Genomic DNA, 23365 nt, shown 5'->3' on the forward strand with positions numbered 1-23365 from the left:
CCGGGTCAGCTGGCGGCGTCGGTCGCGGCCAGAACGGGGAGCTCCCGGCCGTCAAAGCAGGTGTGCGTTCCGGTGTGGCACGCGGCCCCCACCTGGTCCACGCGGACCAGGAGGGCATCGCCGTCGCAGTCCAGGGCCACGGATTTGACCCACTGGACATGCCCGGAGGTATCGCCCTTACGCCAGTATTCCTGCCGTGAGCGGGACCAAAAGGTCACCCGGCCCGTGGTCAGGGTACGGTGCAGCGCTTCGTCATTCATCCAGCCGAGCATCAGAACCTCGCCGGTGTCATGCTGCTGGACGACGGCTGCCACCAAGCCCGCGTCATCGCGCTTCAGGGCGGCGCTGACCGCGGGGTCCAGGCCGGGTGCCGGCGGGAATTCGGAGGAAGAGTTTTGAGGAGACATCGTATCGATTCTAGTGTGTTTGGACGCAGCTCACTCTCCGGGCCCGTCGCCCGCGCCAAAAAGCGCTGAACGTGCTAGTTTCAGCAGTGATGCGATACGTACAACCCTCCCGTGAAGTCCTGGCCGAAACGTTGCTTGCGGCCGGTCCTCAAGCGCCCACTTTGTGCGAAGGCTGGCTAACGAAAGACCTGGCCGCTCACCTGTATTTACGGGAGCACAAGCCCGCCGCTGCCCTGGGGTTTTTCCTGAAACCCTTCGCCGCTAAGACGGACAGGGCCATGGAGGAAACGGCAGCCAAGGCCTCCACCACCGAGGGATACGCCAAGCTGGTCCGTGCCTTCCGCGCCGGTCCCCCGCGTCTGTCCCCCATGCATCTGAAAGCCGTGGACAACAGCGCCAACCTCGTCGAGTACTTCGTCCACACCGAAGACGTGCGCCGCGCGGGAGACCGCTGGGCGCCGCGCGCATTGGACGCCGGCTATTCGGATGCGCTGTGGGCGGAACTGATCAAGCGTGCCGCTCTGCTGTACCGCGGGGTGGACCTCGGCATTGTGCTGGTCCGCCCGGACGGACCGCGGCACGTTGCCAAGCGCGCTCCGGTGTCCGTGGCGATCATCGGTGAGCCGTGTGAGCTGCTGATGCACGCCCACGGCCGCACCAAGCAGGCACTGGTGATGTTTGAGGGCCAGCCGGACGCCGTCGCGCTTCTGGAAAGCGCCGATATCGGGATCTAGGCGCCGCTGGAATCCGACCGGTGGAAGCTGATTCCCTGCCGCCGCCAGGTCACCATGGCTGGTTGGCGGGACCGATCGTGAACTCATTCACCGTAGTATCCGGAGGCAGGTCGAGTGCGTAGGCGACGACGTCGGCCACCCGCTCGGGACCGATCCCGTACCGCTGATACAGGGCCTGGGCACCTTCGGCGGTTTTCTCATCGCTGATCGTCTCCAGCAGTTCGGTGTTGATGGCTGCCGGATAGATCGTGGCGGTGCGGATGTTTGTACCTTCCGAGGCGGACTCCATGCGCAGCACTTCCATGAAATCGCGCAGGAACCATTTCGTTCCCCCGTACACAGCGCCGCCCGGGTACGCTTTCAGGCCCGCAACGGACGAGGTGGCTATAACGTGGCCGGACCGCTGGCGGGTGAAGACGGGCAGCACCGCGGCAATGCCGTTGAGCACACCGGTCACGTTCACCTCCACCATCCGGTGCCACTCATCGGTCTTGAGCGCGGACAACGGGCTGTTGGGCATCAGGCCGGCGTTGAGGAAAACGGCATCCAAACCTCCGAACGCTTCCTGAGCCAGGCTCACGATCTCATCGTTGGAGGCCTGCACAGTGACGTCCAGGACCCGGCTCACCGCTTCCCCGCCGGCCTCCTGGATCTCCGTGATGATTCGGTCCAGCTTGTCTTCGCGCCTCGCGCCCAGAACAACTTTGGCTCCCCGGGAGGCGAGCAGCTTCGCAGTTGCTTCACCGATCCCGGACGACGCGCCGGTGATTAGTACAACCTTGCCGGAAAGGTGGTTGGTCATCCGGTCCTCCTTGGTCACCATTCCAGTCTCCTGCCCGCCCGGCGGTTGCGGTAGTGGACGAGGCACGTACGGGGGGGGGTGGCTGCCGCCGCAAGTACGAAGGCGCCCCGCCAAACGGCGGGACGCCTTTGCTTCTACGGGGGTGAGACCTAGATGGTGGCCGCGTCGATGACGAAGCGGTACCGGACGTCGGACTTCAGCACGCGCTCGTAGGCGGTGTTGATCTCCGCGGCGTCGATGAGCTCCACCTCAGGTGCGATGCCGTGTTCGGCGCAGAAGTCCAGCATTTCCTGGGTTTCGCCGATGCTGCCGATGCCCGACGACGCGAAGGACCGGCGGTTGCCCATCAGGGCGAACACGGAGACCGGCAGCGGCTCGGGCGGGGCGCCAACGTTGACGATCGTGCCGTCCAGGCGGAGCAGGGACAGGTACTGCTGCATGTCCACCGGAGCGCTGACAGTGTTGATGATCAGGTCAAACGTGTTGGCCAGCTTCTCGAAGGTGCCGGCGTCGCTCGTCGCGTAGTAGTGCTCTGCACCGAACCGCAGGCCGTCATCCTGCTTGTTCAGCGACTGCGACAGCACGGTCACCTCAGCGCCCATGGCAGCGGCAATCTTTACGGCCATGTGGCCGAGTCCGCCCATGCCGACCACTGCCACCTTCTTGCCCGGGCCGGCGTTCCAGTGTGCCAGGGGCGAGTAGGTGGTGATGCCGGCGCACAGGAGCGGAGCTGCTGCCTCGTACGGGATGCTTTCGGGCACGCTCAGGACGAAGTCCTCAACGACGACGATGGACGTAGAATACCCGCCCTGGGTGATGGTTCCGTCGCGGTCCACGGCGGTGTAGGTTCCGGTGTTGCCCTTGAGGCAGTAGTTCTCCATTCCGGCCTTGCAGTTCTCGCACTCGCGGCAGGAGTTGACCATGCAGCCAACGCCAACGCGGTCGCCGACTTTGTGGCGGGTAACGTCGGAGCCGACCTCGGCGACAGTGCCCACGATTTCGTGGCCCACCACCTGCGGATACTTGATGGGTCCCCACTCGCCGCGGACGGTGTGGATGTCGGAATGGCAGACACCGGCGTAGGCAATGTCGATCAGGACGTCGTGGGCACCGACGTCGCGCCGTTCAATGGTGGTGGGAACCAGATCATCGGTGGGCGAGGTGGCAGCGTAAGCGCGTGCGGTAGTCATATTTCTCCATGCTTTGGGGGAACAGTGCCGTAGGGCACTTAAGACACAAGTCCACTGTGACTCCGTTTATTTCCGCTGCACCCGGCAGCTGCACTGCTACCTCCGCCCAAGCCGAAAGTGAGCGCCCAAAGGAGCCGGATTAGAAATATGCGTAGGGATCGTTGAGCGCAGAAATCATGCCGGCGGCGACGATGAGGACCGTCACGACTGAGAAGGCCAAAAACGGCCACCATCGCTGGACCCACGTGCCGACCTGCCGGAATCGGAGAGTCGCATACAACGAGACGCCGGCACAGGGCAGCCACACAAAGGAGAAGATCACGAATGCAATCTCCATTTCCCCCTCGTAGCAGCCGGAGCCGTAACCGGTTTCCGGCGTGCACACCATCCGGCTGGGGTAATACCCAAGATTCATCCCGAGCCACAGGGCTGGCAGGGCGCATACCATTGCGCCTGCCAGCACCAGCACTGCAGAGCCCGCGCTCAGCACGCTTGAGCGTGTATATATCCCCATGCTGCCACCCTAGCTGCCGGGGACGCTTCTTAGCGTGAGCGTCCTAGCGGACCGGGAACCCGGCCTCGCGGATGGCCTGCTTGACGTCGGCGATGGCGTGGTCCGGCCCGAAGTGGAACACCGACGCGGCCAGGACGGCATCCGCGCCGGCGATGACGGCGGCCGGGAAATGCTCCGGCTTGCCGGCGCCGCCGGAGGCGATCAGCGGAACCTTCACCGCGGCGCGCACGGCCTTGATCATTTCGATGTCGAAGCCTTCACGGGTGCCGTCGGCGTCGATGGAGTTCAGCAGGATCTCCCCCACGCCGCGGTCGGCTGCTTCGCGGGCCCAGGCGACGGCGTCGATCCCGGTGCCCCGGCGGCCACCGTGGGTGGTGATTTCAAACCCCGACGGCGTGGCGCCGTCGTGCGTGCGCCGCGCGTCCACGGAAAGCACCAGCACCTGCGAACCGAAGTGGCGGGTGATTTCGTCGATGACATCCGGGCGGGCGACGGCTGCGGAGTTGATGGAGGCCTTGTCCGCGCCGGAGCGCAGCAGCTTATCCACGTCCGCGATGCCGCGCACTCCCCCGCCGACCGTCAGAGGAATGAACACTTCCTCCGCGGTCCGGGAGACGACGTCGAACACGTTGTCCCGGTTGCCCGAGGACGCGGTGACGTCCAGGAAGGTCAGCTCGTCGGCGCCGGCTTTGTCATACCGGTGCGCGAGCTCCACCGGATCCCCGGCGTCGCGCAGGCCCTCGAAGTTGATGCCCTTGACCACGCGGCCGGCGTCGACGTCCAGGCAGGGGATGACACGGATGGCAACACTCATGGCGCGCTCCCCTAGATCCGGCAGGCGTGGATGGTGCTGACGAGGATGGCGCGGGCGCCGATGTCGTACAGCTCGTCCATGATCCGGTTGGTGTCGGTGCGCTTGACCATGGAGCGCACGGCCACCCAGCCGGAGTCCTGCAGCGGGGAAACGGTGGGCGATTCCAAGCCGGGGGTGCGGGCGGCGGCTTCGTCGAGGAGCTCGCGGCGCACGTCGTAGTCCATCATCACGTACTGCCGGGCCACCAGGACACCGCGCAGGCGGCGGATCAGCACGTCCAGGCCGGCCGGGTGCTCGGCGTCCTTGCGGCCGATCAGCACGGCCTCGGACTTCAGGATGGGCTCGCCGAAGATTTCCATGCCGGCGGCGCGGAGGGTGGTGCCGGTTTCGACGACGTCGGCAATGGCGTCCGCGACGCCGAGGCGCACGGAGGATTCCACGGCACCGTCGAGCCGGACCACGGAGGCGGTGATGCCGCGTTCGGCCAGGTAGGCGCGCAGCAGGCCGTCGTAGCTGGTGGCCACGCGCTTGCCTTCGAGCTGGTCAATGGTGGTGAAGTCCCCCACGGGGCCGGCGAAGCGGAAGGTGGAGGCGCCGAAGCCGAGGCTCATTAGTTCCTCGGCGTCCACCTGGGCGTCGAGGAAGAGGTCACGGCCGGTGAGGCCGACGTCGAGCGTTCCGGCGCCCACGTACACGGCAATGTCGCGGGGGCGGAGGAAGAAGAATTCGACGTCGTTCTCCGGGTCCACCATGACCAGTTCGCGGGTATCGCGGCGCTGGCGGTAGCCCGCCTCGTTGAGCATGGCGGAGGCGGATTCGGACAGGGCACCCTTGTTGGGTACGGCTACACGGAGCATGGGTTGCATCTTTCGCTGGAAGTTTTGTCGCTGCTAAAGGGAGTAATTCGACCGGCGGGCCACACACTGACTGAGGTCAGCGCGCGGCTAGAGATGCTTGTAAACGTCCTGCAGGGTCAGGCCTTTGGCGAGCATCAGGACCTGGAGGTGGTAGAGCAGCTGAGAGATTTCTTCGGCGCATTCGGCATCAGATTCGTATTCGGCGGCCATCCATACTTCGGCGGCCTCCTCAACAACCTTCTTACCGATGCCATGCACGCCCGACTCGAATTCGGCCACGGTGCGTGACCCGGCGGGGCGGTCCTGAACTTTCTTGCTCAGCTCGGCAAAGAGGTCTTCGAAGGTTTTCACAGTGACAAGGGTACGCGGTGGCACGGTATGTGACGGAATCGTGGGGCGGGGTGTGACGGTGGCGGGTGCCCAGCGCTGGTAAGCGAGAGAACGCGTGAAGGGTTGGCCGCCTCCCGCTGCAGCGCGGGAACCGAGTACAGACGTACGCGTCTTTTCTGCCAGAGCTTTCGTTAGGATTGAGCCACCCTTGATATGTTCCACTTTCCAATTTTGTACGACACCACATTCGAGGCGCCTGCTGACCCGAGGTCCAGATCGGCAACTAGCCGATCACAAATGGCGATCTGTGCCTGCAATAACACCTGACCTTTGGCCAGCTTCACGAGTGCATTTTTCGAGTCAATCATATAGGTTACGATGATGACGAGAATTACGATAAGAAATGAACCGGTTTCGTCTACCGTAGAAAGCCTAGCACTACTGATGACAGTGCCAAGAAATAGTAGTCCAAGCGCGATTGCAGTAAAGACGCGAAGCCTTCCCAACATGAAACCATGAAAATAAAACAGGCATTTTAACCAAGATGCAAAATCTTGCCTCTTTCTTTCCAAAACAACTATGGACTGCCCCCTGTTTATTTCCTCATGATATGAGAATAATGACTCATAACGTTCCTTAAAATCGGTAGATAACTTCCTCCGCGTACGGAGTTGAACGTTGTCCCTCTGAAGTCTTTCGAGCCGCGATTTCAGATCAGCAAGTGGCGCACTGCCATACCGCCCATCCTCACCCTGACTCTTCAGCTGGCTGAGTTCGACTCGCAGGTCAGCGGGAGAGAGTACGATCTCCCGCTCATGGATTATTGCCACAATAACTAAAATAATTTCGACAACAACGACGATACCGACAGCTGCCAGAACGCCTGGATTTACGTCTGCGCCTGTCCGTGCCCCGGAGAATTCAAGTGTCCAGCTCGCTGCTAAACTCATGGCATAGCCCGCTGCCACACTCATAATTCCGATAATTACAACGCTATAAAAGAACGAAGCATTTCGTTCGCGAATAGCATATGATTGCCCCAATCCGTCCTTTATCGACCGTGTATCGAGCTTCCTGCCAGCAATCCCGGCCAATAAGAATACTTGCAGAAAGACAAGGATCGTTAGTAAAAGGCCAAGAAAAGGATAGTTTCCTATAATTTGATTTACTCCTATACGCGGGATATGCACAAGCACTCGATTGCCGACCATAACCTGGGACTGGCAACACAAAGATACAATGCTTCTCGTCGGTTACCCTTCAGGTCCAATACGCGCATGTCGGCACTTGTGTTGCTTGCGCTGCCCACTTGGAAGCACCTACGGTTGCAATGCGCGACCGCCTCCGCCGGCCGGATCCGGCCGGAGCCTACGACTTCGCGAGATAGCTTCAACGGCTCGGAACCGCCGGCGTTCGCTGGCAAAGCAGGGTTGGCCTTACGGCAATTAAACGATCTTGGGGCCACCCTTTCGGATGACCCCAAGGTTGAGTTCGCTAGCGGCTGCAAATGTCCTGGAGGCGGACCGTTGACGCCATGGCCGCGTAGCCTGCGTCATTGGGATGCAGGTGGTCCCCGGGATCGAACTGTGGCCGGATGCGGCTGCGGTCACGGGGGTCCCGGACCGCGGCGTCGAAATCGATGACGGCATCAAATTCTCCGGACGTACGGATCCAGAAGTTCACCGCCTGGCGGTCCTGCTCGCCCTGGTCGCTGTAGTAGCCGGCACCGCCGTAGGGGGTCAATGTGGCACCAACCACCCTGATGCCATGGTCATGGGCACGGTCAATGAACTGCCGGTAAACGGCGATAAGTGAAGCCGGGTCCAGCGCTCCGCCTGTCCGGCCTATGTCATTGATCCCCTCAAGGAGAACCACGCTCCGCACACCCGTCTGGTCAATGACGTCATCCTCGAACCGTGCCAGCGCCGAGATCCCGGCCGTACCTGCATCCTCCAACACCCGATTGCCACTGATTCCGGAGTTGAGCACACCGCATTGCCGGGCCTCGGGCCGACGGAGCAATCGGTCGGCAACCTGATCGGGGTACCGCCGATTGGCATCAACAGTCGAGGCATATCCGTCTGTGATCGAGTCGCCGAAGAAGACCACCGAACCGAGTGCGTTTGAAGACGTGTCTATTCCTTCCAGGAAGTACCGCGACGTGTCCAGCACGTCATACGACTCCGCTGGGTCGGAGGTTGCGTTTCCTGGCGCACGGTACGACGTCGCCATTCCAAGGCTGTGGACGGACGCCGGTCCTGTTGGGCCGGGCAGATACATGCTGACGGTGAGATCGGAGTTGCTTTCCACCGGCAACCGCACCGGATCGGAGACCCACTCGGCACCCGCAGGGATAGTCACTGATGCGGCGCCGTCGAACGTCACTTGACGAAGCTGGCCCGGGTCCGGGTCCTCAGCGGCAGAGCCTGGATATACCGTGGCTGAGCCAACCACCAACGGGGTGGTGCCGAAATCGTTACTGATCCGGATCCGCAAGCTGTCTCCCCCGACGGACAAATGGGCGGTCTGCCGGAGTGTGGCGTCGGTAAACCCGCTTCCGGAGATGCTGTCCGCCGTTCCGGCGGGTGTCATGGCGGCAGCCCAGCTGCCGATCCATTGTGTTGAGGACCGCGTTCGCCCCGTAACGTGGTCCGGGCCGACAGCGTTGGAGCTGGCTTCATCACCCGGGATTGGTGCTTGGTCGGTTTGATTTGTCATCACCGCACCAGCCGTTGGGAAGCTCAGTGCAGCGGCTAAAAGACCGGCCATGAAGAAACCGGACAGAGTGGTTGGTGGTTTCATGGTGCACTCCTTTGTGCTCATTTTCCGGGTGGCAGGGGGCCAGCCGTGCGGTCACGCTAGCACCGGGATTTGTCGCGGGAATGCAGCAGAGATCAAGTTGCCTCAGCAAAACCAGGGAAACGGGCCACACGGTTGTTTTGACCGGTTCTGTCTCTGAGTGTGGGAGTCCGCGCTGATGTTCTACTCCGTCTGGGAGCGCACCTTCCCCGGCGGCGCGATGAGATGAGTGAAAAAGTTCCCGACACCATGTCGGTATAATATTGCCGGCAGACAGGATTCCCTTGTCCGCGGAACTATTGGAAGGACACCCATGTACGTAGTGGTCAACACCCTGGAAGTCGGCCCGGAAATGGCTGAGGCCTTTGAGAAGGCCTTCATCGACAGCATGGTCCATCTTGAGGGCGTTCCCGGTCTGGGCCGCAGCACGCTCATGCGTCCCGAGGGTAAGAGCAACACCTACCTGTCCACCATGGAATTCGACTCCAAGGAAGACTTCTTCGCGTGGCTGAAATCGGATTCCTTCAAGGCCTCGCACTCCGATGACCAGGCTCCGGGCATGCAGGCACCTAACGCCGTCGCTTCCTACACCGTCATCAAGGACACCGCAGCCTAGGCCGGCGCCGGTCCGCTCGCAGCCCCGGCGCCCCGCTTAGCTTTCTTCGATGTCGGAAAACAGTGCCTTGAACGTTGTTCCCGTCGCAGTCAACTGATCGAACAGATCGGCAGCCGCCGTGGTCGTCACGGCGGCTGAAGCGTCGTCGTAGCTGTCGAAATAAAGGTCCAGGGTCCGGTGGGCCGGAGTGGGAGAGCCGTTTTCCTTGGGCCAGACCTTCCCTGCCTCATACCGGCGCAGCTTCGGCAGTTGCTTGGCGCTGTCTTTGATGCCTATGTACGCGGACTCGAAGGCTTCGGGATCACCGGGGTTGTCGATGACGAAGGTGATTTTGGTGGGCATGCTTCTCTCCTGTTCAGATAGGGAGGTACATCGTGCCCGACGGCGGCGAACCAGACAACAGTGATCCGGTCCTGATGGATCGGGAGGCTAGCCTGGCCGGCGCCGGCCTGCATCAATGTCGGAGACCATCATTGCTGACTCGATAGAATTGATGGCGCTCAACAGTTACCCCATTAATGAGAACGAGGCGGCAGAATGGCCAACCACCCAACTCCCGAACGCCCCGAACCGACACCGATCCCCAACCCCACCCGCACCCTCACCGTGTGGGAGGACGGGGTGCAGCTGGACTTCACCTTCGCGGACTGCATGAAGTACCACGGCCCGGGCTTTCCCGGAGGAGTGGCGCATGCCTTCGCTGCACTGGGACGGGCCTTGCCGGAGCTCGCAGCCCGCAGTGGAAACGGCAGGGTCGAGCGCCGCGATATCCGCGTGCGCACCCCGTTCGGAGGGCCCGGTGCCCGGGATGCTTTCGAGCTCGTCACCCGAGCGGTCACCGGGGAGCGCTACACGGTGCTTCCAGAACTGGCCCGCCCCGAGCGGGGCAACACCCTGGCCCGTTACGTCTTCGAGCTGAGCACCCCGGAGGCCTCTGTGACCTGCGTGCTCCGGGATGACGGCATCGTGGCGGATGAGTTCATCGAGCTGACTGCCAAGCCGGACAAAACTGCCGCCGAACTGACGCATCTGGAGGTCCTCAAGCTTGAGATGCGCGACCGCATCCTTGAGCGCGATCCTGACCGCGTCTATGACCTGGAATAACCAGGCGCGGACCAGTTACCCGGTGTTAGACCACCACGAGCTCAGATCCGTCGGTCTTGTAGCTGGACATTGCGGCGCTCTGGATTGCCGGGTCCTCGTAGGTGTTCCAGTAATACGTCATGGTGCGGGCCGAGAATAGACCGGTGTAGGTGGTCTTCTCGAACTCCCCGTCCCCCATGGCGGCGCTGCCCTCCACCATCGCGACCTGCTGGAGGGTATGGAAAGCCCGGCTGACGTTCTCCTCCTCAGTGGTTTTCTGCGGATAGTGCGCGTTGACGTAGGCCGCGCGCACAAACCGCGACGGCGAATAATAGTCGCCGGGAATCCCCCGCATCAGCGAACCGGATCCGAACGGAACCAGGTGTGCCTGGTTGAGCACCACCTCTTCCGGAAAGTCGGGTGACGCGTTGAGGTAGTTGCGCAGGTTTTCATGGTGCCAGTTGAAGCCGGGCTGATTCGCCAGAACATCGACGTCGTTGTGGAACACCTGCATACCCTCGCTCGTGTGCTCCACAACAATGGCACGCTTGGAATCCCCAATAATCCAGTGCAGCAGCGAGCTCGGGTACTTGTCATTAATCGGCCGGTCCACAATGACGACGCTCTCCAGTGCCGCCTCCACCTCGTCAACCGTGGCGAACTGGGAGGCTACCCAGAGCGGAAATTCAAAGGCGGGAACATTCGTCTTTCCCTCGACAGGTTCGGGCGCATACTGCGCATAGCCCGGGAAGTTGAGCCCGCCAACGGCCAGGCCGGCATCATTGCCGCAGTCAAAGTAAAGCGGCGTGTCCTCCTGCACAATTCCCATGCCCATAACGGTGTGCTGAATCTTCGGCACCGCACCAAACGGTGACTTCGTGGCATATCCGGTGGGCGTGAGCACCACCCGCTCCCCAAAGTCGGACGTCCAGTCGAGGTTGCGTGCGAAATAGAGGTTGCCGCTGCCGTCCGTGAACCTGATGCCTGTGCACATGTTGCTGCTCCCTGTCATGGCGAAACTCCAACGAAGCTCCGCCTGCTCGGTGTTTCTGCTGCAGTGTTCAGCCTAGGTCCGGACCCTCCGCCCGCGGCAGGCTTCCCCGCCGAATTCGACGCAACCTTGACCATTTTGGGGGTGCAGGGCCTTACCGGCTGTGACGTTCGAATGAGAACCGATCCCTGACGGCCGGTTCTACCGCCCCGCAGCCTCCGCCACTGGGGTACGCCGCGCCCAGACCAGCACGGGAATGAGCAGCAGCGCCAGGATACCGCCGGACAACGCGAGCGTGGCGTAGCTGGTTCCGGCCATGACGACGCCGGACAGCATGCCGCCGCCGGCTCCGGCCAGGGCCACCAGCACATCGATTCTGCCCTGCACCTGCGGACGGATTTCCGGCGCGGTGTGGTCGACCACCAGTGCCGTGCCTGCGATGAGGCCGAAGTTCCAGCCCAGGCCCAGCAGCGCCAGGGCGAGGATCAGCAGGCCCAGCGATTCCCCCGGCGCCAGGGCCGCCGTGAGGCCGGCGAGCAGCAGGGTTACACCCGCAGCCGCCGCCATGGGAAGCCGGCCCACCCGGTCCACCAGCACGCCGGTCACCAGGGAGGGCAGGTACATCGCCCCAATATGAATGCCAATCACGAGGCCCACGTCGGCCAGTCCGTGATGGTGGACCCGCATGTGAACCGGCGTCATGGTCATGATCGCCACCATGGCGATCTGGGTCAGCACCATCACGGCTGCGCCGGCATAGGCTCCGTTTCCCGGCCGCGCCGGAGCCGGAGCGGCCGCACCTGCGGCGGCGGCGCCGTCGTCGGCCGCTCCCGCGTTCAATCTGCGGGCGAGCAGGAACGGATCGGGGCGCAGCAGCGCCAACAGGACGACGCCGGCTGCCAGGTACGCTGCTCCGGCCAGCAGGAAGGGACCCGCCAGGGCAGGGATACCCAGGCCGTCGGCAAGGCGGCCCATGGGCGTGACCAGGTTGGGACCGGCCACCGCGCCGAGCGTCGTGGAGACCATGGCAATGCTGATTGCCTGGCCGCGACGCGCCGGCGGCGCCAGATCAGTGCCCGCATAGCGGGCCTGCAGGTTGGTGGCGGTGCCCGCCCCATAGACGAAAAGCGCGGCAAACAGCAGCGCCGGGCTGTCGACGACGGCGGCCAGGACCACTCCCAGGGCACCCGCTCCGCCGGCGGCAAACCCGGCCCCGAGGCCCACCCGCCGGCCTGACCGCTGGGTCACCCGCCCCACGAGGTACGCGGTCAGCGCGGAGCCCAGGGTGAACAATCCCGCGGGCAGACCTGCAAGACCGTCAGAGCCCAGCATCTCCTGCGCCAGAAGGGCGCCAACCGTGACGCCGGCGGCCAGTCCTGCCCCGCCGAGGACCTGGCTCATGATGACCACTGTCAGGGTTCGGCGCTGAACGCGGGCACGGGTCGCCTCATCGAGGGCCGGTCCCCCGGCGTCAGGCGCGCGGTTCACTGCGGTACCGCAGAAGCAGTGTGTCGCCGCCGCGGAGGACCTGCACCAGTTCGAGGCGGCGCGGCGGCGCTGCCTCGGGTGCTCCGGCAGTGATGCGCAGGGCGCTGCCCGCCGCCAGAAGCGGACTGATCGTCAGGCACAATTCATCCACTAGGCCCGCAGCCTGAAAGGAGCCAAAGAGCTGCGGGCCGCCCTCACAGAGCACCCGGTCAAATCCTCGTTCCGCGAGGGCAGCTGCGGCATGTTGGGGCTCCACGGTCCGCTCCCCCGCCACGACGACGTCGGCAACGCGTTCCAGCGCGGCCCTCCTCTCCGCCGCGGCGGTGGCTGCGGTCAGGATCAACGGCCGCACCGGAGCCTCCTCGAAGAGCAATCCGTCCGGGTCCAGGTCCAGCCGTCCGGAGACGATCGCGACTGCCGGATGGGAGGCCATTCCACGGGCGGTACGCCAGGCCTGGCTTTCCGCTCCCAGAAGTTCTCCCGCATATCCTTCGGCGCGTACCGTGCCCGCCCCCACCAGAAGCACGTCGGCGGTGCGCCGGAGCAACCCGAACACCCGGTGGTCCGCGCCGTCCCCCAAGCCGCCGGAACGCCCGGCCACTGCCGCGGCGCCGTCAGCTGATGCCACAAAGTTGAACCGGAAGTGAGGTCTGCCCGGCGGTGCCTGGGCCATATCCCACGCATAGGCTGCCAGCAGGTCATCATCGCTGAGCTGCCTGGCAGAACCTGCAGCGGTAATCGGCACGGTCATGCCGGCACGGCCGTCTCGTTGAACTCGCCCATATTGTGGCGAAGGTAGGCGGGAGCCCGCCAGCCGAGGATGGCCTCGGTCATACGGATGGCGCTGGATGCGGCGGGAACGTTGTGCATCCGAAGGATTCTGGCGCCGTTCATGATGCTGGCGACGCCTGCAGCCAGGGATCCCTCCACCCGGTCCGGTTTCGCTGCGTCAAGGGTTTCACCGACAAAGTCCTTATTGGAGACCGCAGCCAGCACCGGATAGCCCAGTGCCGCAATTTCGGCGAGGCGGCGGGTGAGTTCGAGGGAATGGAGGGTGTTCTTGTTGAGGTCGTGGCCCGGGTCGATGATGATCTTCTCCGGGGAAACCCCCAGGTCCTGGGCATATCCGACCCGCCGCCGCAGGAACTCCGCCACTTCAGCGACCACGTCACCATACTGCGGACGGGGATAGGCAGTGCGCGGAGCCGCCAGACTATGCGTGACCACCAGATGCACGCCGGCGTCTGCGGCTACGCGGGCCAAATCAGGATTGGCCAGGCCGGTGGTGTCATTGATGACGGTGGCGCCGGCGGCGATGGCCGCTTCGGCAACTGACGGCAGGAACGTGTCCGCGGAAATGATCACGTCGGAGCTCGCCCGAACAGCCTGGATCACGGGGATCACCCGGGAGATTTCCTCCGTGGCGGCCAGTGCCGGTCCGGGGGCAAACGGAACACCGCCGATATCCACCCAGTCCGCACCGTCGTGCACCGCCTGTACCGCGGCGCCTACTGCCGCATCCAGCGCAAAGGTGCGTCCGGCGTCGTAAAACGAGTCCGGGGTGCGGTTGATGATGGCCATGAGCGCCACCTGTCGGCGGAAGTCGAGCGTGCGTTCCCCTATCTGCCGGACGGGGTGCAGCAGGGGCGGTTCATACGCGCCTGCGGGCTGGTCCGGGTCCGGGTCATCATTGACGCTGGCGTTGACGCTGTTGCCGGCAGCGGATGCCGGGCGAGACAAACTCATGATTGCATCCTACGGCGCGGCGGCGCCGGAGAGCGCTAAACGGCATGAAGGTTGTTACGGCCGGTGGCCCGCCCTTGAGCGTCCAGGATCTGCCCCAACTGCTTCACGCTGCGCACAACAACGGACCGGTCCACCGTGGAAACCCCGGGCAGCTTCACTTCCAGTTGCTGTTCCAAGCGCTGGATTTCCGCCAGGCTCTTCAGCCAGACGCCCATGATCAGGTCATACGGCCCGATGGTGTGCGTAACCACGCGGAGCTCCTCGAGCTGACGCAGCCGCACTGCAATACCATCCAGCTTGGAGGCAGGTACACGCAGGAAATACCAGGCACTCACCGGCCACCCCGACCCAGCCCGCACCACCTCGGTGCGCTGATTCATCCGCCCGGAAGCTGCCATCTGCGCCATGGTGTCACGTATGAGGCGGGGGCTTAGGTCCAAGGCAGCCCCGATGGCCGTCGCCGGAGCACGTCCGTCCTGGTTCAGGACCGCGATGATCTCCTGTTCCAATGCCGGGTTGCGTCCGGTTGCCCTGCTGCCGGTGACGGTTGCCAGGCGCTGCACCTGCTTCGTCTCGCTGGCGTCCAGCGCCCGGATCCGCCATGAGCTGGCCTCATAGATGTTGCGCGCAATCGGATGGCTCCGGGCCGATTCTATTCCCTGGATCAACGGCAGCTCCTCCAACAGGTAAGTCCACAGCGCCGCCTCGCTGGGAGCGGCGATGGTGGCCACTATGTCACGTCCACCCGCTGTGAGATCCACACCGATTGCTTCCGGCGTTTCCGCCAGTGCGGAGGCAACACGCTGGTTCGCTCCCGAACGGCAGTTCACCTCCACCAGCGCGCCCGCTTCCCAACTGCACGGATCAAAGGTGCTGATCCACGCCGCGCCGGAAGCACTCAGATCCTGCCATCGGCGGTTGAGGGTGGCGGGGTCAGCCCCGATAACAGGGGCCAGCTGTGCCCACGGTGCCCTCGGGGCGATTTGCAGGGCGTTGATAATCCTTAAATCCAGCGGATTCAGATCATAATCATGCACTGATACCTCATATTCCGTCCTGATCATGCAATCCAAACGCTGCAACGGACAATATCTGTATTTTGGGGACGACGATACCAGCACGCCCCGATAGATCGGATGAGCATGAAGTCCTCTCCCATAGCAGGCGCCAAGGCAACGGCAGCCGGCGGCGCCGTCGGCTTCCTGATTGTCATGGAATTCGGCTCCGGCCTGCTGCAGGGCTGGTTTCCGCCGCTGCTGGCCCGGATCGGCACCGAATTCAATGTTGGTGACGCAGCATTGAATTGGGTCAGCGTTGTTTACCTGCTCATGACCGTCGCGTTTGTGCCGATCATCGGCAAACTGGGTGATCTCTACGGCCACAAACGCTTGCTGCTGGTCACCGTCACCCTGGTGGCAGTCGGGTCGGTGATCGTTGCCTTTGCGCCAAGTTTCAGCATCCTGCTGCTCGGCCGTGCACTGCAGGCACCGCTGGGGGCCTTCCTCCCTCTCGAGTTCGCCATCGTCCGCAGCAAGAGCGAGGGAACCGCCGGCCGCAGCATCGCCAAGCTGGTCGGCGCGCTTACCGTGGGCGGAGCGATCGGGGCGATGGTATCCGGCATCCTCCTGGCCATGGTGGATAACCTGACCGTCGTTCTCCTGGTGCCGGCGGTGTTCATGTTCCTCTGCATTCCCGTTGTTGCGTGGCTGGTCCCCGAAACCACTTTGCGAAGCGCCGGAACCGTTGACTGGCCTGGTGCGGCCCTTCTCACTACCGGCTTGCTGTCCACGCTGCTGGGCATCGCAAACGCGAGCAACTGGGGCTGGACTTCAGGCCTGACCATCGGCTCGATCGTGTTCGGACTTGTGCTGCTGGCCGTGTGGCTGCAGGTGGAGCGACGGGTTAAATATCCCCTCGTCGATCTTTCGGTGCTCACCACCTCCGGCATTGGCCTGCCCATTCTGGGCGCATCCCTGTTTGGTGCACAGATGTTCGGCTCCCAGACCGCGGGCGCGCTGTTCATCATGACCAACCCGGACACGCACGGATTCGGCCTTGGCTTGGAGGCAGCCAGTGTTGGCATCGTGTTCCTGGTCCTGGCACTGGCCACCTTCGCCGGTGCCACCCTCGGCGACCGAATCGCCGCGCGCATCACCGCCAAATCCACCGTAGTATTGGGCTCTCTGCTGGGCGTCCTGTCGTATGCAGCCATGATCGGCTTCTCTGCCAGCACGGTCCCCTTCCTGTCCGCAATGCTGATCGGCGCCTTCGGCAACGGATTAATCCTCGGCGTCCTTCCGGCAATTGTGGTGAAAAAAGCACCTGAGGACTCTGTCGCAGTCGCTTCAGCCCTCTACAACACATCGCGGACCGCTGCCGGGTCGGTGGGCGGTGCCGTATTTGCTCTGGTCATGTCCGCTTTCCTGGTGACCCTCCAGATTGACGGCGAGACCACGACCGCTTCCGGTAACACGTCCTATCTCCTGGTCTGGGGCATCTGCGCAGTTCTGTCGCTCGTCTTGGCACTGGTGGCATTGAAATTCCGCGGCACTGACGAAAACCGCGCACCGCAAAGCGCCGGCACTGAATCAACCCCGTCCGCACCGCCCCAGAAGGAGCACAAAGCATGAGCACGACGACGTCCGTCACCGCCAAGGTGGCTGTCCAGGAACGATTGGCCCGGCATCGGTCGGCGGTACTGGCCCTGTCTGCACAGCTGCACGCCGATCCTGAGGTTGCTTTCGAGGAGCACCGCTCGGCCGCAAGGGTTTCCGCGGTGCTTGAAGAGGCAGGGTTTGACACCGTCGTGGGCTGTTACGGTTTGCCCACCGCGGTGGAAGCAGTTTACGGATCGGGTTCCTTTCGAGTCGTGATCTGCGCCGAATATGATGCGCTGCCCGGGATCGGCCATGCGTGCGGGCACAACATCATTGCCGCGTCCACCGTAGGGGCAGCACTTTCTCTGGCTGCAGTAGCGCAGGAGCTGGATCTGACGGTGGTTTTGCTGGGCACTCCTGCGGAGGAAGACGGCGGCGGCAAGGTCCTGCTGTTGAACGCCGGCGCCTTCGCAAATGCCCACCTCGCTTTATCGGCCCACCCAACATCGGGGGTGGATATAGACTGCAGCGGAACGTCATCGCAGGGCTGCGACCGGTTCCACGTACAGTTCCGGGGAAAGGCTTCGCACGCCGCAGTTGCACCGTCAGCCGGGGTCAATGCCCTGAATGCGGCAACCATGGCACAGGTGGCCATTGGCCTGCTGCGCCAGCAGCTGCCTGACGGCGTCCGCATCAATGCCCTCGTCACCGCCGGCGGTTCTGCCATCAATGTCATTCCAGAACATGCAGAACTGACACTCGAAGTGCGTGCCCGGGATGCTGCCATCCAAAACGACGTTACACATAAGGTCCTGCTGGCCTGCGAAGGGGCAGCGCTGGCCACCGGATGCAGCTGGTCAACCGAGCAGCCGTCCCCTGGCTACCTCCCGCTCAGGCAGCATGAAGGTGTTCTTGAGCTGTGGAACCGGAACCTCACTGCGACGGGCCGCACCCTGATCCGTCCGCCTGCGGGCGGCGGCGGAGGCGGTTCCACTGACATGGGAAACGTGTCGCAGGCGATGCCTGCCATCCATCCGGTCATCGCAGTGCTCGGATCACAAGGAATGCCGCATACTGCCGCATTTGCCGATGAAACCTGCGGCCCGGACGCCGACGCGGCCGTAATGGATGCGGCTCTGGCCCTGGCCTGGACCGTTGTCGATGCTGCCGCCGCTCCGGAGCTGCGGGCGTCCCTGTGCCGGGCGCGCGACGAGCGGTGGCGGTTGGCAGACGCATTAGCGGTCGGGGAATAGCTGTTTCTGCCGTACAGGCACTGAGCCGGTGCCACGCCTTTCCCGGGCTCCCCAGCCCGCGGGAGCAGTGGGCAACTCCCCTGCTAGCATGCACTGACGCCGTGGCGCACGCGTACGAACGAACTGAACACGAGTTCAACAACCGGAGGATTGACGATGACAGACAATCAGTTGAAGGGCCGGGTGGCACTGGTGACGGGCGGCGGTGACGGGCTCGGGCAGGGAATCGCCCGCCGCTTCGCACAGGCCGGCGCGGCGGTTCTCATTGCAGAGTTCGACGACGCCAAAGGGCAGGCCACGGCCGACGGCATCAACAACGACGGCGGCCAGGCAGCGTTTGTTCACTGCGACATCACGGATAAATCGCAGATGGACGCTGCAGTACAAACTGCCGTTGATGACTTCGGCTCCATCGACATCCTCGTCAACAACGCGTACCGGAGTTGGGGCATCCACCGGGTGGAGGATAAAACCGACGAAGAGTATGAAGCGAACTTCACGATGAACGTGCTCGCACCGAACTGGGCCATGAAAAAAGCCTTTCCCGTCATGAAAGCGCAGCAGTGGGGCCGGATCATCAACATCAGCTCTCTCAACGGTGTCAACGCCCATATGGGCACGGCCGCCTACAACGCCAGCAAAGAAGCGCTGCGTGCCCTCACCCGCACAGCCGCCCGGGAATGGGCTCCGTACGGCATCACAGCGAACATCATGTGCCCCGCCGTGGCGTCGGTGGCCTATCGGAAATACGCTGAGCTTCACCCCGAAGCGGCTGCCGCCACTGACGCCGCACTGCCCATGGGCCGCATGGGAGACGCAGAATCCGATCTGGGCGGCGTGGCAGTGTTCCTCGCCAGCGAAGACGCGAGATACCTCACCGGCAATACCCTCTTCGTAGACGGAGGCAGCCACATCAACGGCTCGCCCTGGGATCCCCGGTTCCCGGAGAAGTGACCCCGGGGGATCGCACGTTGGGATTCGCGGATGACGCTGCGAAACGCTTCGCCTACGAAAACCGAACCTGGGCAGAGTTGCCTCTGTGGCAGCGGAGGTTCTACCTGTGGCTGGTTCTGACCTTCGTGCTGGTGGACCCGCTCGCTCGTGTCCTTCTGCAGGTTCTTGGCCTGTCCGAGTCGGCATCTTCGGCTCTGGGGGCGGTCGTGTCCCTCCTGATCCTGACGCCTTTTGGGTTAGCGTCGTGGCGGGAGGCCAAGGAGCGGAAAGCGGCCGGCCTTGTGCCGCCAGCCCCTGAGATCACTCATCGCATACTGACGGGATGGATTGTCACGGCAATCCTGTTGTGGATACTGTACGGATTCCTGGTCTCGTCTCAGGGGTTCGTTCTTCCGGTGCTCCCGCTCGTTGTGTCATTCTTTGCAGCGCTGCGCTGGACCCAGCGGCGGTCACAAAAAGAGCGCTTCGCTCCTGAGGACCCGGCAGTCCCGGCCCGGCCGGACCCCGATTAGTGTTTCGGCCCGCTCTCGGCGTGGGGTGTCCCGTTCGGCGGCTGCGAAGTGAGAGCATCCCGGATCTCGGTCAGCAGCATCACCTGCGGATCCGCGGTCTCCTCCGGGGTGATCCCAAGCCTGCGGTTGCGCCGTTCGATCATTTTGTTCATGGGCAGCACGATCACGAAGTAGACGGCCGCCGCGACGAGTAGGAAGTTCACGACGGCGGTCAGCAGGACCCCGAACTGAATCTGGTTCCCGTTGAAGGTAACCGCCGCGAAACTGTCGAAGTTCGGCGAACCGACGAGCCCGGAGATGAACGGCATAAGCACCGAGTTGACCAGGGCGTTCACGACGGTCGTAAACGCTGCGCCGATGATTACGGCAACCGCCAGGTCCAGGACATTGCCCTTCATGATGAAGTCTTTGAATCCCTTTAGCATCTCGCCAGAGTAACCGCCCCAGGACCTGCGGCGCAGCCCTCACCGAAGATTTAAGTCTTGCGCGGCAGCATTACTGCACGCGATTATCGGTCCCGCAACCGCCTAAGCCCCGTGGACCCTGACCACCGCGCAGACGCCGGTCTACGATGCTCAGTGAAGGCCGACGAAAGGTGTGGGACAAATGACCGATAGCAGCTCGTTCACGATTGTTGTTGGCGTTGACGGATCCCCCGATTCTCGGCTGGCCTTGGAATGGGCCGCTGACGAGGCCCGTCTGCGCAACGGCCGGCTCCAGTTGATTACGGCTTGGAGCAAGCCGCCGTTGGCATGGTATCCGGAGGTGTTGGAGACTGCGGCGGGTGGAATCGCCGTTGCGCCTGCTCCCGAGGAAGATGCCGGCAAGCTGAATGCCGAAGCGCTGAAGTTCGCAGCAGACAAGGGCGCAGCCGCCACGGGCCACGTTGTTCACAACCACTCACCCGCTGCTGCGATAGTCGACGCCGCCAGGGAAGCGGATCTTATTGTTGTTGGCGCACGCGGATACGGCGGATTCGAAGGGCTGCATCTCGGAGCGGTCTCGCATCAAGTCGTCAATCATGCGCATTGCCCGGTGCTGATCTTCCGCCCGAAGGCCGCCTGAGATCCCTGGAATAGCGGGCAGGCCTCCACTGCCGGCTTTCCACCGGCCCTTAAGCCCCTCAGACCCCGGCGCCGCGCAAGGCTGCCACTGTGTTCACCGCGGCAGCCACCGCCTCGTAGCCCTTGTCTTCGGAGGAGCCGGGAAGACCTGCCCGGTCCAGGCCCTGCTGCTCCGTATCGCAGGTCAGCACGCCGAAACCGATCGGCGTGCCGGTGCGGACGCTGACGTCGGTCAGGCCGGTGGTTGCCGCGGAGCAGACGTAGTCGAAGTGCGGTGTTCCGCCGCGGATGACGACGCCGAGGGCGACCACGGCATCAAAGTGCGGTGCCAGCCGGGCCGCGGCAACGGGCAGTTCAAAGCTTCCCGGAACCCGGATAAGCTTCGGCAACAGGCCCGCATCCTCCACGGCGCGCAGGGCGCCGTTGATCAAGCCGTCCATAATCTCGGTGTGCCAGCTGGCGGCCACGATGGCCACCCGGATATCCAGGCCCTTGGCCTTGATGCTGCTGACGTCATTGTCCGGTGCGCCGTGTCCGCTCATCGTGTTTTCTCCTGGTAGTGGGCTCTTGTGGTGAATTCTGAGGGTGCAGGTCTTGTCTTGGTCGGGTGCAGTTAGCCCTGCTGGACCGGCTGGGTGCGCAGCAGAGTCAGCCGGTGGTCCATCCGGTCCCGCTTGGTCTGCAGGTAGCGCTCATTTTCGGCCCGGACCGGCACTTCCGAAGGCACCATGGCGGCGACCGTGATTCCGTACTGCTGCAGCCGGTCGCGTTTGGCCGGGTTGTTGCTCAGCAGCCGGATCCGGTTCAGTCCCAGCGAGTGCAGGATATCCGCGGCGGACTCATAGTCGCGCCCATCCACGGGAAGTCCCAGCTGCTCGTTGGCATCCACCGTGTCAGCGCCGGCTTCCTGCAGGGCATAGGCCCGCAGCTTGTTGGCCAGGCCTATCCCCCGCCCCTCGTGGCCGCGCAGGTAGATCACGGTGCCTCCGTGCAGATTGATCAATTCCAGGGCCTGCTCCAGCTGCTCTCCGCAGTCACAGCGGTAGGAGCCAAAAACATCTCCGGTGAGGCACTCCGAATGCAGCCGCACCAGCGGGGCCGCGGGACCACCGTTGGAACCGGCTCCGGCGGCGTCCTGCTGGATGCCTGTTCCCGGCGAGGAGACAGTCATGTGCTCCGCCCCGGTGCGCTGATCGGTCCAGGCCTGGGCAATGAAATCGCCGTAGGGAGTCGGCAGATGAACTTCGGGACCGGGAACGACGCCGGGAACAGGTCCGCTCATCAGTTTCCCTCCGCGTTGGGTGAGTGTGCACGCTCCAGATAGGCCACCAAATCGTCGATGGAGATCAGCGGCAGATCGTGCGTATCGGCAAACGCGCGCAGTGCAGGCAGCCGCATCATGGATCCCTCGTCGTGGACGAGTTCGGCAATCACACCAACGGGTGTGCAGTTGGCCAGCCGCGCCAGCTCCACAGCTGCCTCGGTGTGTCCGCGGCGCCCGCGGACGCCGTCGTCGTGCGCCCTAAGCGGGAAAACGTGGCCGGGACGATGCAGATCAGCGGCAGACGCGCCCGGATTGGCCAGTACCCGGGACGTCGTGGCCCGGTCCGCAGCGCTGATACCGGTGCTCACACCAACAGCGGCGTCGCAGGACACTGTGTAGGCGGTGCCCTTGGTGTCCTCGTTGACGGTGGTCATGGGCGGCAGATTCAGCCGGTCCGCGTAGGATCCGGGCAGCGGCACGCAGATCACCCCGGACGTGTAACGGACCGTCCAGCCCATCAGCTCGGGCGTGGCATGCTGGGCGGCAAAGATGATGTCGCCTTCATTCTCGCGGTCCTCATCATCCACGACGACGACGGGACGTCCCAGGGCGATGGCCTCCACCGCTGCGTCAATACTGTCCAGCAGGATCATCTCGTGCGGAACATCAGCGCTAGTGCCCCCGGCTCGGATGCTCATAGCTCTTCTCCTTCGGCAGCGTGGGCCGGTTTCTTCGGGTTGGCGAAGGCAAGCAGCCGCTCTGCATACTTGGCCAGCACATCAACTTCCAGATTCACCGCCGACCCCGACTCCAAGGCCCCGAGGCCGGTTGCTTCCAGAGTGGTCGGAATCAGGCCCACCTCGAACCACTGCTGCGGCTCCTCGGCACCGCTGACCGCAGTGACCGTGAGTGAAACGCCGTCGACGGCGATGGACCCCTTCTCGGCGATGTATCTGGCCAGCTGTACCGGCACGCCAAAGCGCAGCCTGTCCCAATTGCCGAGGTTCTCCCGCTCCAGCAGTTCACCGACGCCGTCCACATGGCCCTGCACCACGTGGCCGTCCAGCCGTCCGCCGGCCGGAACGCAGCGTTCCAGGTTGACCCGTGTTCCCGGCCGGAGTTTGCCCGTGGTGGTCCGGTCCAGGGTTTCGCCCATGACGTCCAGCGAAATCCGGTCTCCGTCCAGGGCCGTGGCCGTGAGGCAGACGCCGTTCACTGCGATGGATCCGCCCAGCTCCAGACCGGCGCCGGTGGCCGGGGCACTGATGACAAGTACAGCCGAGTCATCCTTGAGGTTCGGGTCCAGGGATACAACGCTGCCCTGTTCAGCCACAATTCCGGTAAACACGA

The 23365-nt window shown here is 63.6% G+C and carries 28 protein-coding genes; 8 read left to right on the forward strand and 20 right to left on the reverse strand.

Annotated features, from left to right (window positions below):
- Window positions 1-5: 5 nt before the first annotated feature.
- Window positions 6-407: a phosphoribosyl-AMP cyclohydrolase gene (gene hisI, locus CXR00_RS10940; RefSeq protein ID WP_104054512.1), complete on the reverse strand. Its 402-nt coding sequence runs from the start codon at window positions 405-407 to the stop codon at window positions 6-8.
- A gap of 89 nt (window positions 408-496) precedes the next feature.
- Between hisI and CXR00_RS10945 the strand changes: the two genes are divergently transcribed.
- Window positions 497-1141, forward strand: coding sequence for a TIGR03085 family metal-binding protein (locus CXR00_RS10945; RefSeq protein WP_104054513.1), 645 nt, complete (start codon window positions 497-499; stop codon window positions 1139-1141).
- A 49-nt stretch (window positions 1142-1190) separates the two neighbouring features.
- Here CXR00_RS10945 and CXR00_RS10950 read toward each other — a convergent pair whose 3' ends face one another.
- The 8 genes from CXR00_RS10950 to CXR00_RS10985 form a co-directional block, all read right to left on the reverse strand.
- Complete coding sequence (locus tag CXR00_RS10950) at window positions 1191-1943, reverse strand: SDR family oxidoreductase (RefSeq protein ID WP_104054861.1); 753 nt, start codon at window positions 1941-1943, stop codon at window positions 1191-1193.
- Between the two features lie 149 nt (window positions 1944-2092).
- Entirely contained in the window at window positions 2093-3133 is a 1041-nt protein-coding gene (locus CXR00_RS10955) for an NAD(P)-dependent alcohol dehydrogenase (protein WP_104054514.1), read from the reverse strand.
- 139 nt (window positions 3134-3272) lie between these two features.
- Window positions 3273-3647 carry a hypothetical protein gene (locus CXR00_RS10960; RefSeq protein ID WP_146068484.1) on the reverse strand — a complete coding sequence of 125 codons (375 nt, stop codon included), beginning with the start codon at window positions 3645-3647 and terminating at the stop codon, window positions 3273-3275.
- Between the two features lie 43 nt (window positions 3648-3690).
- Window positions 3691-4461, reverse strand: a complete 771-nt coding sequence (gene hisF, locus CXR00_RS10965) for an imidazole glycerol phosphate synthase subunit HisF (RefSeq protein WP_104054516.1) — start codon at window positions 4459-4461, stop codon at window positions 3691-3693.
- 11 nt (window positions 4462-4472) lie between these two features.
- The gene (gene hisG / locus CXR00_RS10970) at window positions 4473-5318 is read right to left on the reverse strand and encodes an ATP phosphoribosyltransferase (RefSeq protein ID WP_104054517.1); all 846 of its coding nucleotides are present in this window, start codon (window positions 5316-5318) and stop codon (window positions 4473-4475) included.
- Between the two features lie 87 nt (window positions 5319-5405).
- The gene (locus CXR00_RS10975; RefSeq protein ID WP_104054518.1) at window positions 5406-5669 is read right to left on the reverse strand and encodes a phosphoribosyl-ATP diphosphatase; all 264 of its coding nucleotides are present in this window, start codon (window positions 5667-5669) and stop codon (window positions 5406-5408) included.
- A 170-nt stretch (window positions 5670-5839) separates the two neighbouring features.
- Window positions 5840-6859 (reverse strand): hypothetical protein, encoded by a 1020-nt coding sequence (locus CXR00_RS10980; protein ID WP_146068485.1) that lies wholly within the window; start codon window positions 6857-6859, stop codon window positions 5840-5842.
- 283 nt (window positions 6860-7142) lie between these two features.
- Complete coding sequence (locus CXR00_RS10985; protein ID WP_207375924.1) at window positions 7143-8450, reverse strand: SGNH/GDSL hydrolase family protein; 1308 nt, start codon at window positions 8448-8450, stop codon at window positions 7143-7145.
- Window positions 8451-8760: 310 nt separating this feature from the next.
- Here CXR00_RS10985 and CXR00_RS10990 point away from each other — a divergent pair, with 310 nt between their 5' ends.
- Entirely contained in the window at window positions 8761-9063 is a 303-nt protein-coding gene (locus CXR00_RS10990; protein WP_104054520.1) for an antibiotic biosynthesis monooxygenase, read from the forward strand.
- Between the two features lie 36 nt (window positions 9064-9099).
- On the opposite strand, the gene CXR00_RS10995 is transcribed toward CXR00_RS10990, so the two are convergent.
- A complete protein-coding gene (locus CXR00_RS10995; RefSeq protein WP_104054521.1) occupies window positions 9100-9405 on the reverse strand; it encodes an EthD family reductase in 306 nt (101 codons plus the stop codon).
- Between the two features lie 195 nt (window positions 9406-9600).
- Here CXR00_RS10995 and CXR00_RS11000 point away from each other — a divergent pair, with 195 nt between their 5' ends.
- The gene (locus CXR00_RS11000; RefSeq protein WP_104054522.1) at window positions 9601-10167 is read left to right on the forward strand and encodes a hypothetical protein; all 567 of its coding nucleotides are present in this window, start codon (window positions 9601-9603) and stop codon (window positions 10165-10167) included.
- Window positions 10168-10192: 25 nt separating this feature from the next.
- Here the strand turns inward: CXR00_RS11000 and bsh are convergent, their stop codons facing one another.
- The 5 genes from bsh to CXR00_RS11025 form a co-directional block, all read right to left on the reverse strand.
- Window positions 10193-11140 (reverse strand): choloylglycine hydrolase, encoded by a 948-nt coding sequence (bsh, locus tag CXR00_RS11005; RefSeq protein WP_104054523.1) that lies wholly within the window; start codon window positions 11138-11140, stop codon window positions 10193-10195.
- A 198-nt stretch (window positions 11141-11338) separates the two neighbouring features.
- Window positions 11339-12625 (reverse strand): MFS transporter, encoded by a 1287-nt coding sequence (locus tag CXR00_RS11010; protein ID WP_258060380.1) that lies wholly within the window; start codon window positions 12623-12625, stop codon window positions 11339-11341.
- A complete protein-coding gene (locus CXR00_RS11015; RefSeq protein WP_104054524.1) occupies window positions 12609-13376 on the reverse strand; it encodes a pyrimidine reductase family protein in 768 nt (255 codons plus the stop codon). Before CXR00_RS11015 ends, CXR00_RS11010 begins: the two co-directional genes overlap by 17 nt.
- The gene (gene folP / locus CXR00_RS11020; protein WP_104054525.1) at window positions 13373-14371 is read right to left on the reverse strand and encodes a dihydropteroate synthase; all 999 of its coding nucleotides are present in this window, start codon (window positions 14369-14371) and stop codon (window positions 13373-13375) included. Before folP ends, CXR00_RS11015 begins: the two co-directional genes overlap by 4 nt.
- Window positions 14372-14406: 35 nt before the next feature.
- Window positions 14407-15408: an Lrp/AsnC family transcriptional regulator gene (locus CXR00_RS11025; protein WP_181032532.1), complete on the reverse strand. Its 1002-nt coding sequence runs from the start codon at window positions 15406-15408 to the stop codon at window positions 14407-14409.
- A 99-nt stretch (window positions 15409-15507) separates the two neighbouring features.
- On the opposite strand from CXR00_RS11025, the gene CXR00_RS11030 reads away from it, so the two are divergent.
- The 4 genes from CXR00_RS11030 to CXR00_RS11045 all read left to right on the forward strand — a co-directional run bounded on the left by CXR00_RS11030 (window position 15508) and on the right by CXR00_RS11045 (window position 19687).
- The gene (locus CXR00_RS11030; protein ID WP_104054527.1) at window positions 15508-17001 is read left to right on the forward strand and encodes an MFS transporter; all 1494 of its coding nucleotides are present in this window, start codon (window positions 15508-15510) and stop codon (window positions 16999-17001) included.
- A complete protein-coding gene (locus CXR00_RS11035; RefSeq protein WP_104054528.1) occupies window positions 16998-18221 on the forward strand; it encodes a M20 family metallopeptidase in 1224 nt (407 codons plus the stop codon). Before CXR00_RS11030 ends, CXR00_RS11035 begins: the two co-directional genes overlap by 4 nt.
- 156 nt (window positions 18222-18377) lie before the next feature.
- On the forward strand, window positions 18378-19175 hold the full coding sequence (locus tag CXR00_RS11040; protein WP_104054529.1) for an SDR family NAD(P)-dependent oxidoreductase: 798 nt from the start codon (window positions 18378-18380) through the stop codon (window positions 19173-19175).
- A complete protein-coding gene (locus CXR00_RS11045; RefSeq protein WP_104054530.1) occupies window positions 19172-19687 on the forward strand; it encodes a hypothetical protein in 516 nt (171 codons plus the stop codon). Before CXR00_RS11040 ends, CXR00_RS11045 begins: the two co-directional genes overlap by 4 nt.
- On the opposite strand, the gene mscL is transcribed toward CXR00_RS11045, so the two are convergent.
- On the reverse strand, window positions 19684-20112 hold the full coding sequence (gene mscL, locus CXR00_RS11050; RefSeq protein WP_104054531.1) for a large conductance mechanosensitive channel protein MscL: 429 nt from the start codon (window positions 20110-20112) through the stop codon (window positions 19684-19686). The two genes, CXR00_RS11045 and mscL, sit on opposite strands and share 4 nt — an antisense overlap.
- Window positions 20113-20293: 181 nt before the next feature.
- Here mscL and CXR00_RS11055 point away from each other — a divergent pair, with 181 nt between their 5' ends.
- The gene (locus CXR00_RS11055) at window positions 20294-20752 is read left to right on the forward strand and encodes a universal stress protein (RefSeq protein WP_104054532.1); all 459 of its coding nucleotides are present in this window, start codon (window positions 20294-20296) and stop codon (window positions 20750-20752) included.
- A 58-nt stretch (window positions 20753-20810) separates the two neighbouring features.
- On the opposite strand, the gene ribH is transcribed toward CXR00_RS11055, so the two are convergent.
- The 4 genes from ribH to CXR00_RS11075 form a co-directional block, all read right to left on the reverse strand.
- The gene (gene ribH, locus CXR00_RS11060; protein ID WP_104054533.1) at window positions 20811-21293 is read right to left on the reverse strand and encodes a 6,7-dimethyl-8-ribityllumazine synthase; all 483 of its coding nucleotides are present in this window, start codon (window positions 21291-21293) and stop codon (window positions 20811-20813) included.
- A gap of 71 nt (window positions 21294-21364) precedes the next feature.
- A complete protein-coding gene (gene ribA, locus CXR00_RS11065) occupies window positions 21365-22033 on the reverse strand; it encodes a GTP cyclohydrolase II (RefSeq protein ID WP_104054534.1) in 669 nt (222 codons plus the stop codon).
- Entirely contained in the window at window positions 22033-22713 is a 681-nt protein-coding gene (gene ribB / locus CXR00_RS11070) for a 3,4-dihydroxy-2-butanone-4-phosphate synthase (RefSeq protein WP_104054535.1), read from the reverse strand. Before ribB ends, ribA begins: the two co-directional genes overlap by 1 nt.
- The gene (locus CXR00_RS11075) at window positions 22710-23363 is read right to left on the reverse strand and encodes a riboflavin synthase (protein WP_104054536.1); all 654 of its coding nucleotides are present in this window, start codon (window positions 23361-23363) and stop codon (window positions 22710-22712) included. The genes ribB and CXR00_RS11075 overlap by 4 nt, the downstream gene beginning before the upstream one ends.
- Window positions 23364-23365 lie beyond the last annotated feature (2 nt).

The organism is Arthrobacter sp. 9E16, from assembly GCF_002929435.1.
Taxonomy (GTDB): domain Bacteria; phylum Actinomycetota; class Actinomycetes; order Actinomycetales; family Micrococcaceae; genus Arthrobacter_B; species Arthrobacter_B sunyaminii.

Coding starts and splice junctions, on each gene's coding strand:
- hisI (WP_104054512.1), bottom strand. CDS start 407: ATGTCTCCTCAAAACTCTTCCTCCGAATTCCCGCCGGCACCCGGCCTG.
- CXR00_RS10945 (WP_104054513.1), top strand. CDS start 497: ATGCGATACGTACAACCCTCCCGTGAAGTCCTGGCCGAAACGTTGCTT.
- CXR00_RS10950 (WP_104054861.1), bottom strand. CDS start 1,943: ATGACCAACCACCTTTCCGGCAAGGTTGTACTAATCACCGGCGCGTCG.
- CXR00_RS10955 (WP_104054514.1), bottom strand. CDS start 3,133: ATGACTACCGCACGCGCTTACGCTGCCACCTCGCCCACCGATGATCTG.
- CXR00_RS10960 (WP_146068484.1), bottom strand. CDS start 3,647: ATGGGGATATATACACGCTCAAGCGTGCTGAGCGCGGGCTCTGCAGTG.
- hisF (WP_104054516.1), bottom strand. CDS start 4,461: ATGAGTGTTGCCATCCGTGTCATCCCCTGCCTGGACGTCGACGCCGGC.
- hisG (WP_104054517.1), bottom strand. CDS start 5,318: ATGCTCCGTGTAGCCGTACCCAACAAGGGTGCCCTGTCCGAATCCGCC.
- CXR00_RS10980 (WP_146068485.1), bottom strand. CDS start 6,859: ATGGTCGGCAATCGAGTGCTTGTGCATATCCCGCGTATAGGAGTAAAT.
- CXR00_RS10985 (WP_207375924.1), bottom strand. CDS start 8,450: ATGAAACCACCAACCACTCTGTCCGGTTTCTTCATGGCCGGTCTTTTA.
- CXR00_RS10990 (WP_104054520.1), top strand. CDS start 8,761: ATGTACGTAGTGGTCAACACCCTGGAAGTCGGCCCGGAAATGGCTGAG.
- CXR00_RS10995 (WP_104054521.1), bottom strand. CDS start 9,405: ATGCCCACCAAAATCACCTTCGTCATCGACAACCCCGGTGATCCCGAA.
- CXR00_RS11000 (WP_104054522.1), top strand. CDS start 9,601: ATGGCCAACCACCCAACTCCCGAACGCCCCGAACCGACACCGATCCCC.
- bsh (WP_104054523.1), bottom strand. CDS start 11,140: ATGTGCACAGGCATCAGGTTCACGGACGGCAGCGGCAACCTCTATTTC.
- CXR00_RS11015 (WP_104054524.1), bottom strand. CDS start 13,376: ATGACCGTGCCGATTACCGCTGCAGGTTCTGCCAGGCAGCTCAGCGAT.
- folP (WP_104054525.1), bottom strand. CDS start 14,371: ATGAGTTTGTCTCGCCCGGCATCCGCTGCCGGCAACAGCGTCAACGCC.
- CXR00_RS11030 (WP_104054527.1), top strand. CDS start 15,508: ATGAGCATGAAGTCCTCTCCCATAGCAGGCGCCAAGGCAACGGCAGCC.
- CXR00_RS11035 (WP_104054528.1), top strand. CDS start 16,998: ATGAGCACGACGACGTCCGTCACCGCCAAGGTGGCTGTCCAGGAACGA.
- CXR00_RS11040 (WP_104054529.1), top strand. CDS start 18,378: ATGACAGACAATCAGTTGAAGGGCCGGGTGGCACTGGTGACGGGCGGC.
- mscL (WP_104054531.1), bottom strand. CDS start 20,112: ATGCTAAAGGGATTCAAAGACTTCATCATGAAGGGCAATGTCCTGGAC.
- CXR00_RS11055 (WP_104054532.1), top strand. CDS start 20,294: ATGACCGATAGCAGCTCGTTCACGATTGTTGTTGGCGTTGACGGATCC.
- ribH (WP_104054533.1), bottom strand. CDS start 21,293: ATGAGCGGACACGGCGCACCGGACAATGACGTCAGCAGCATCAAGGCC.
- ribA (WP_104054534.1), bottom strand. CDS start 22,033: ATGAGCGGACCTGTTCCCGGCGTCGTTCCCGGTCCCGAAGTTCATCTG.
- ribB (WP_104054535.1), bottom strand. CDS start 22,713: ATGAGCATCCGAGCCGGGGGCACTAGCGCTGATGTTCCGCACGAGATG.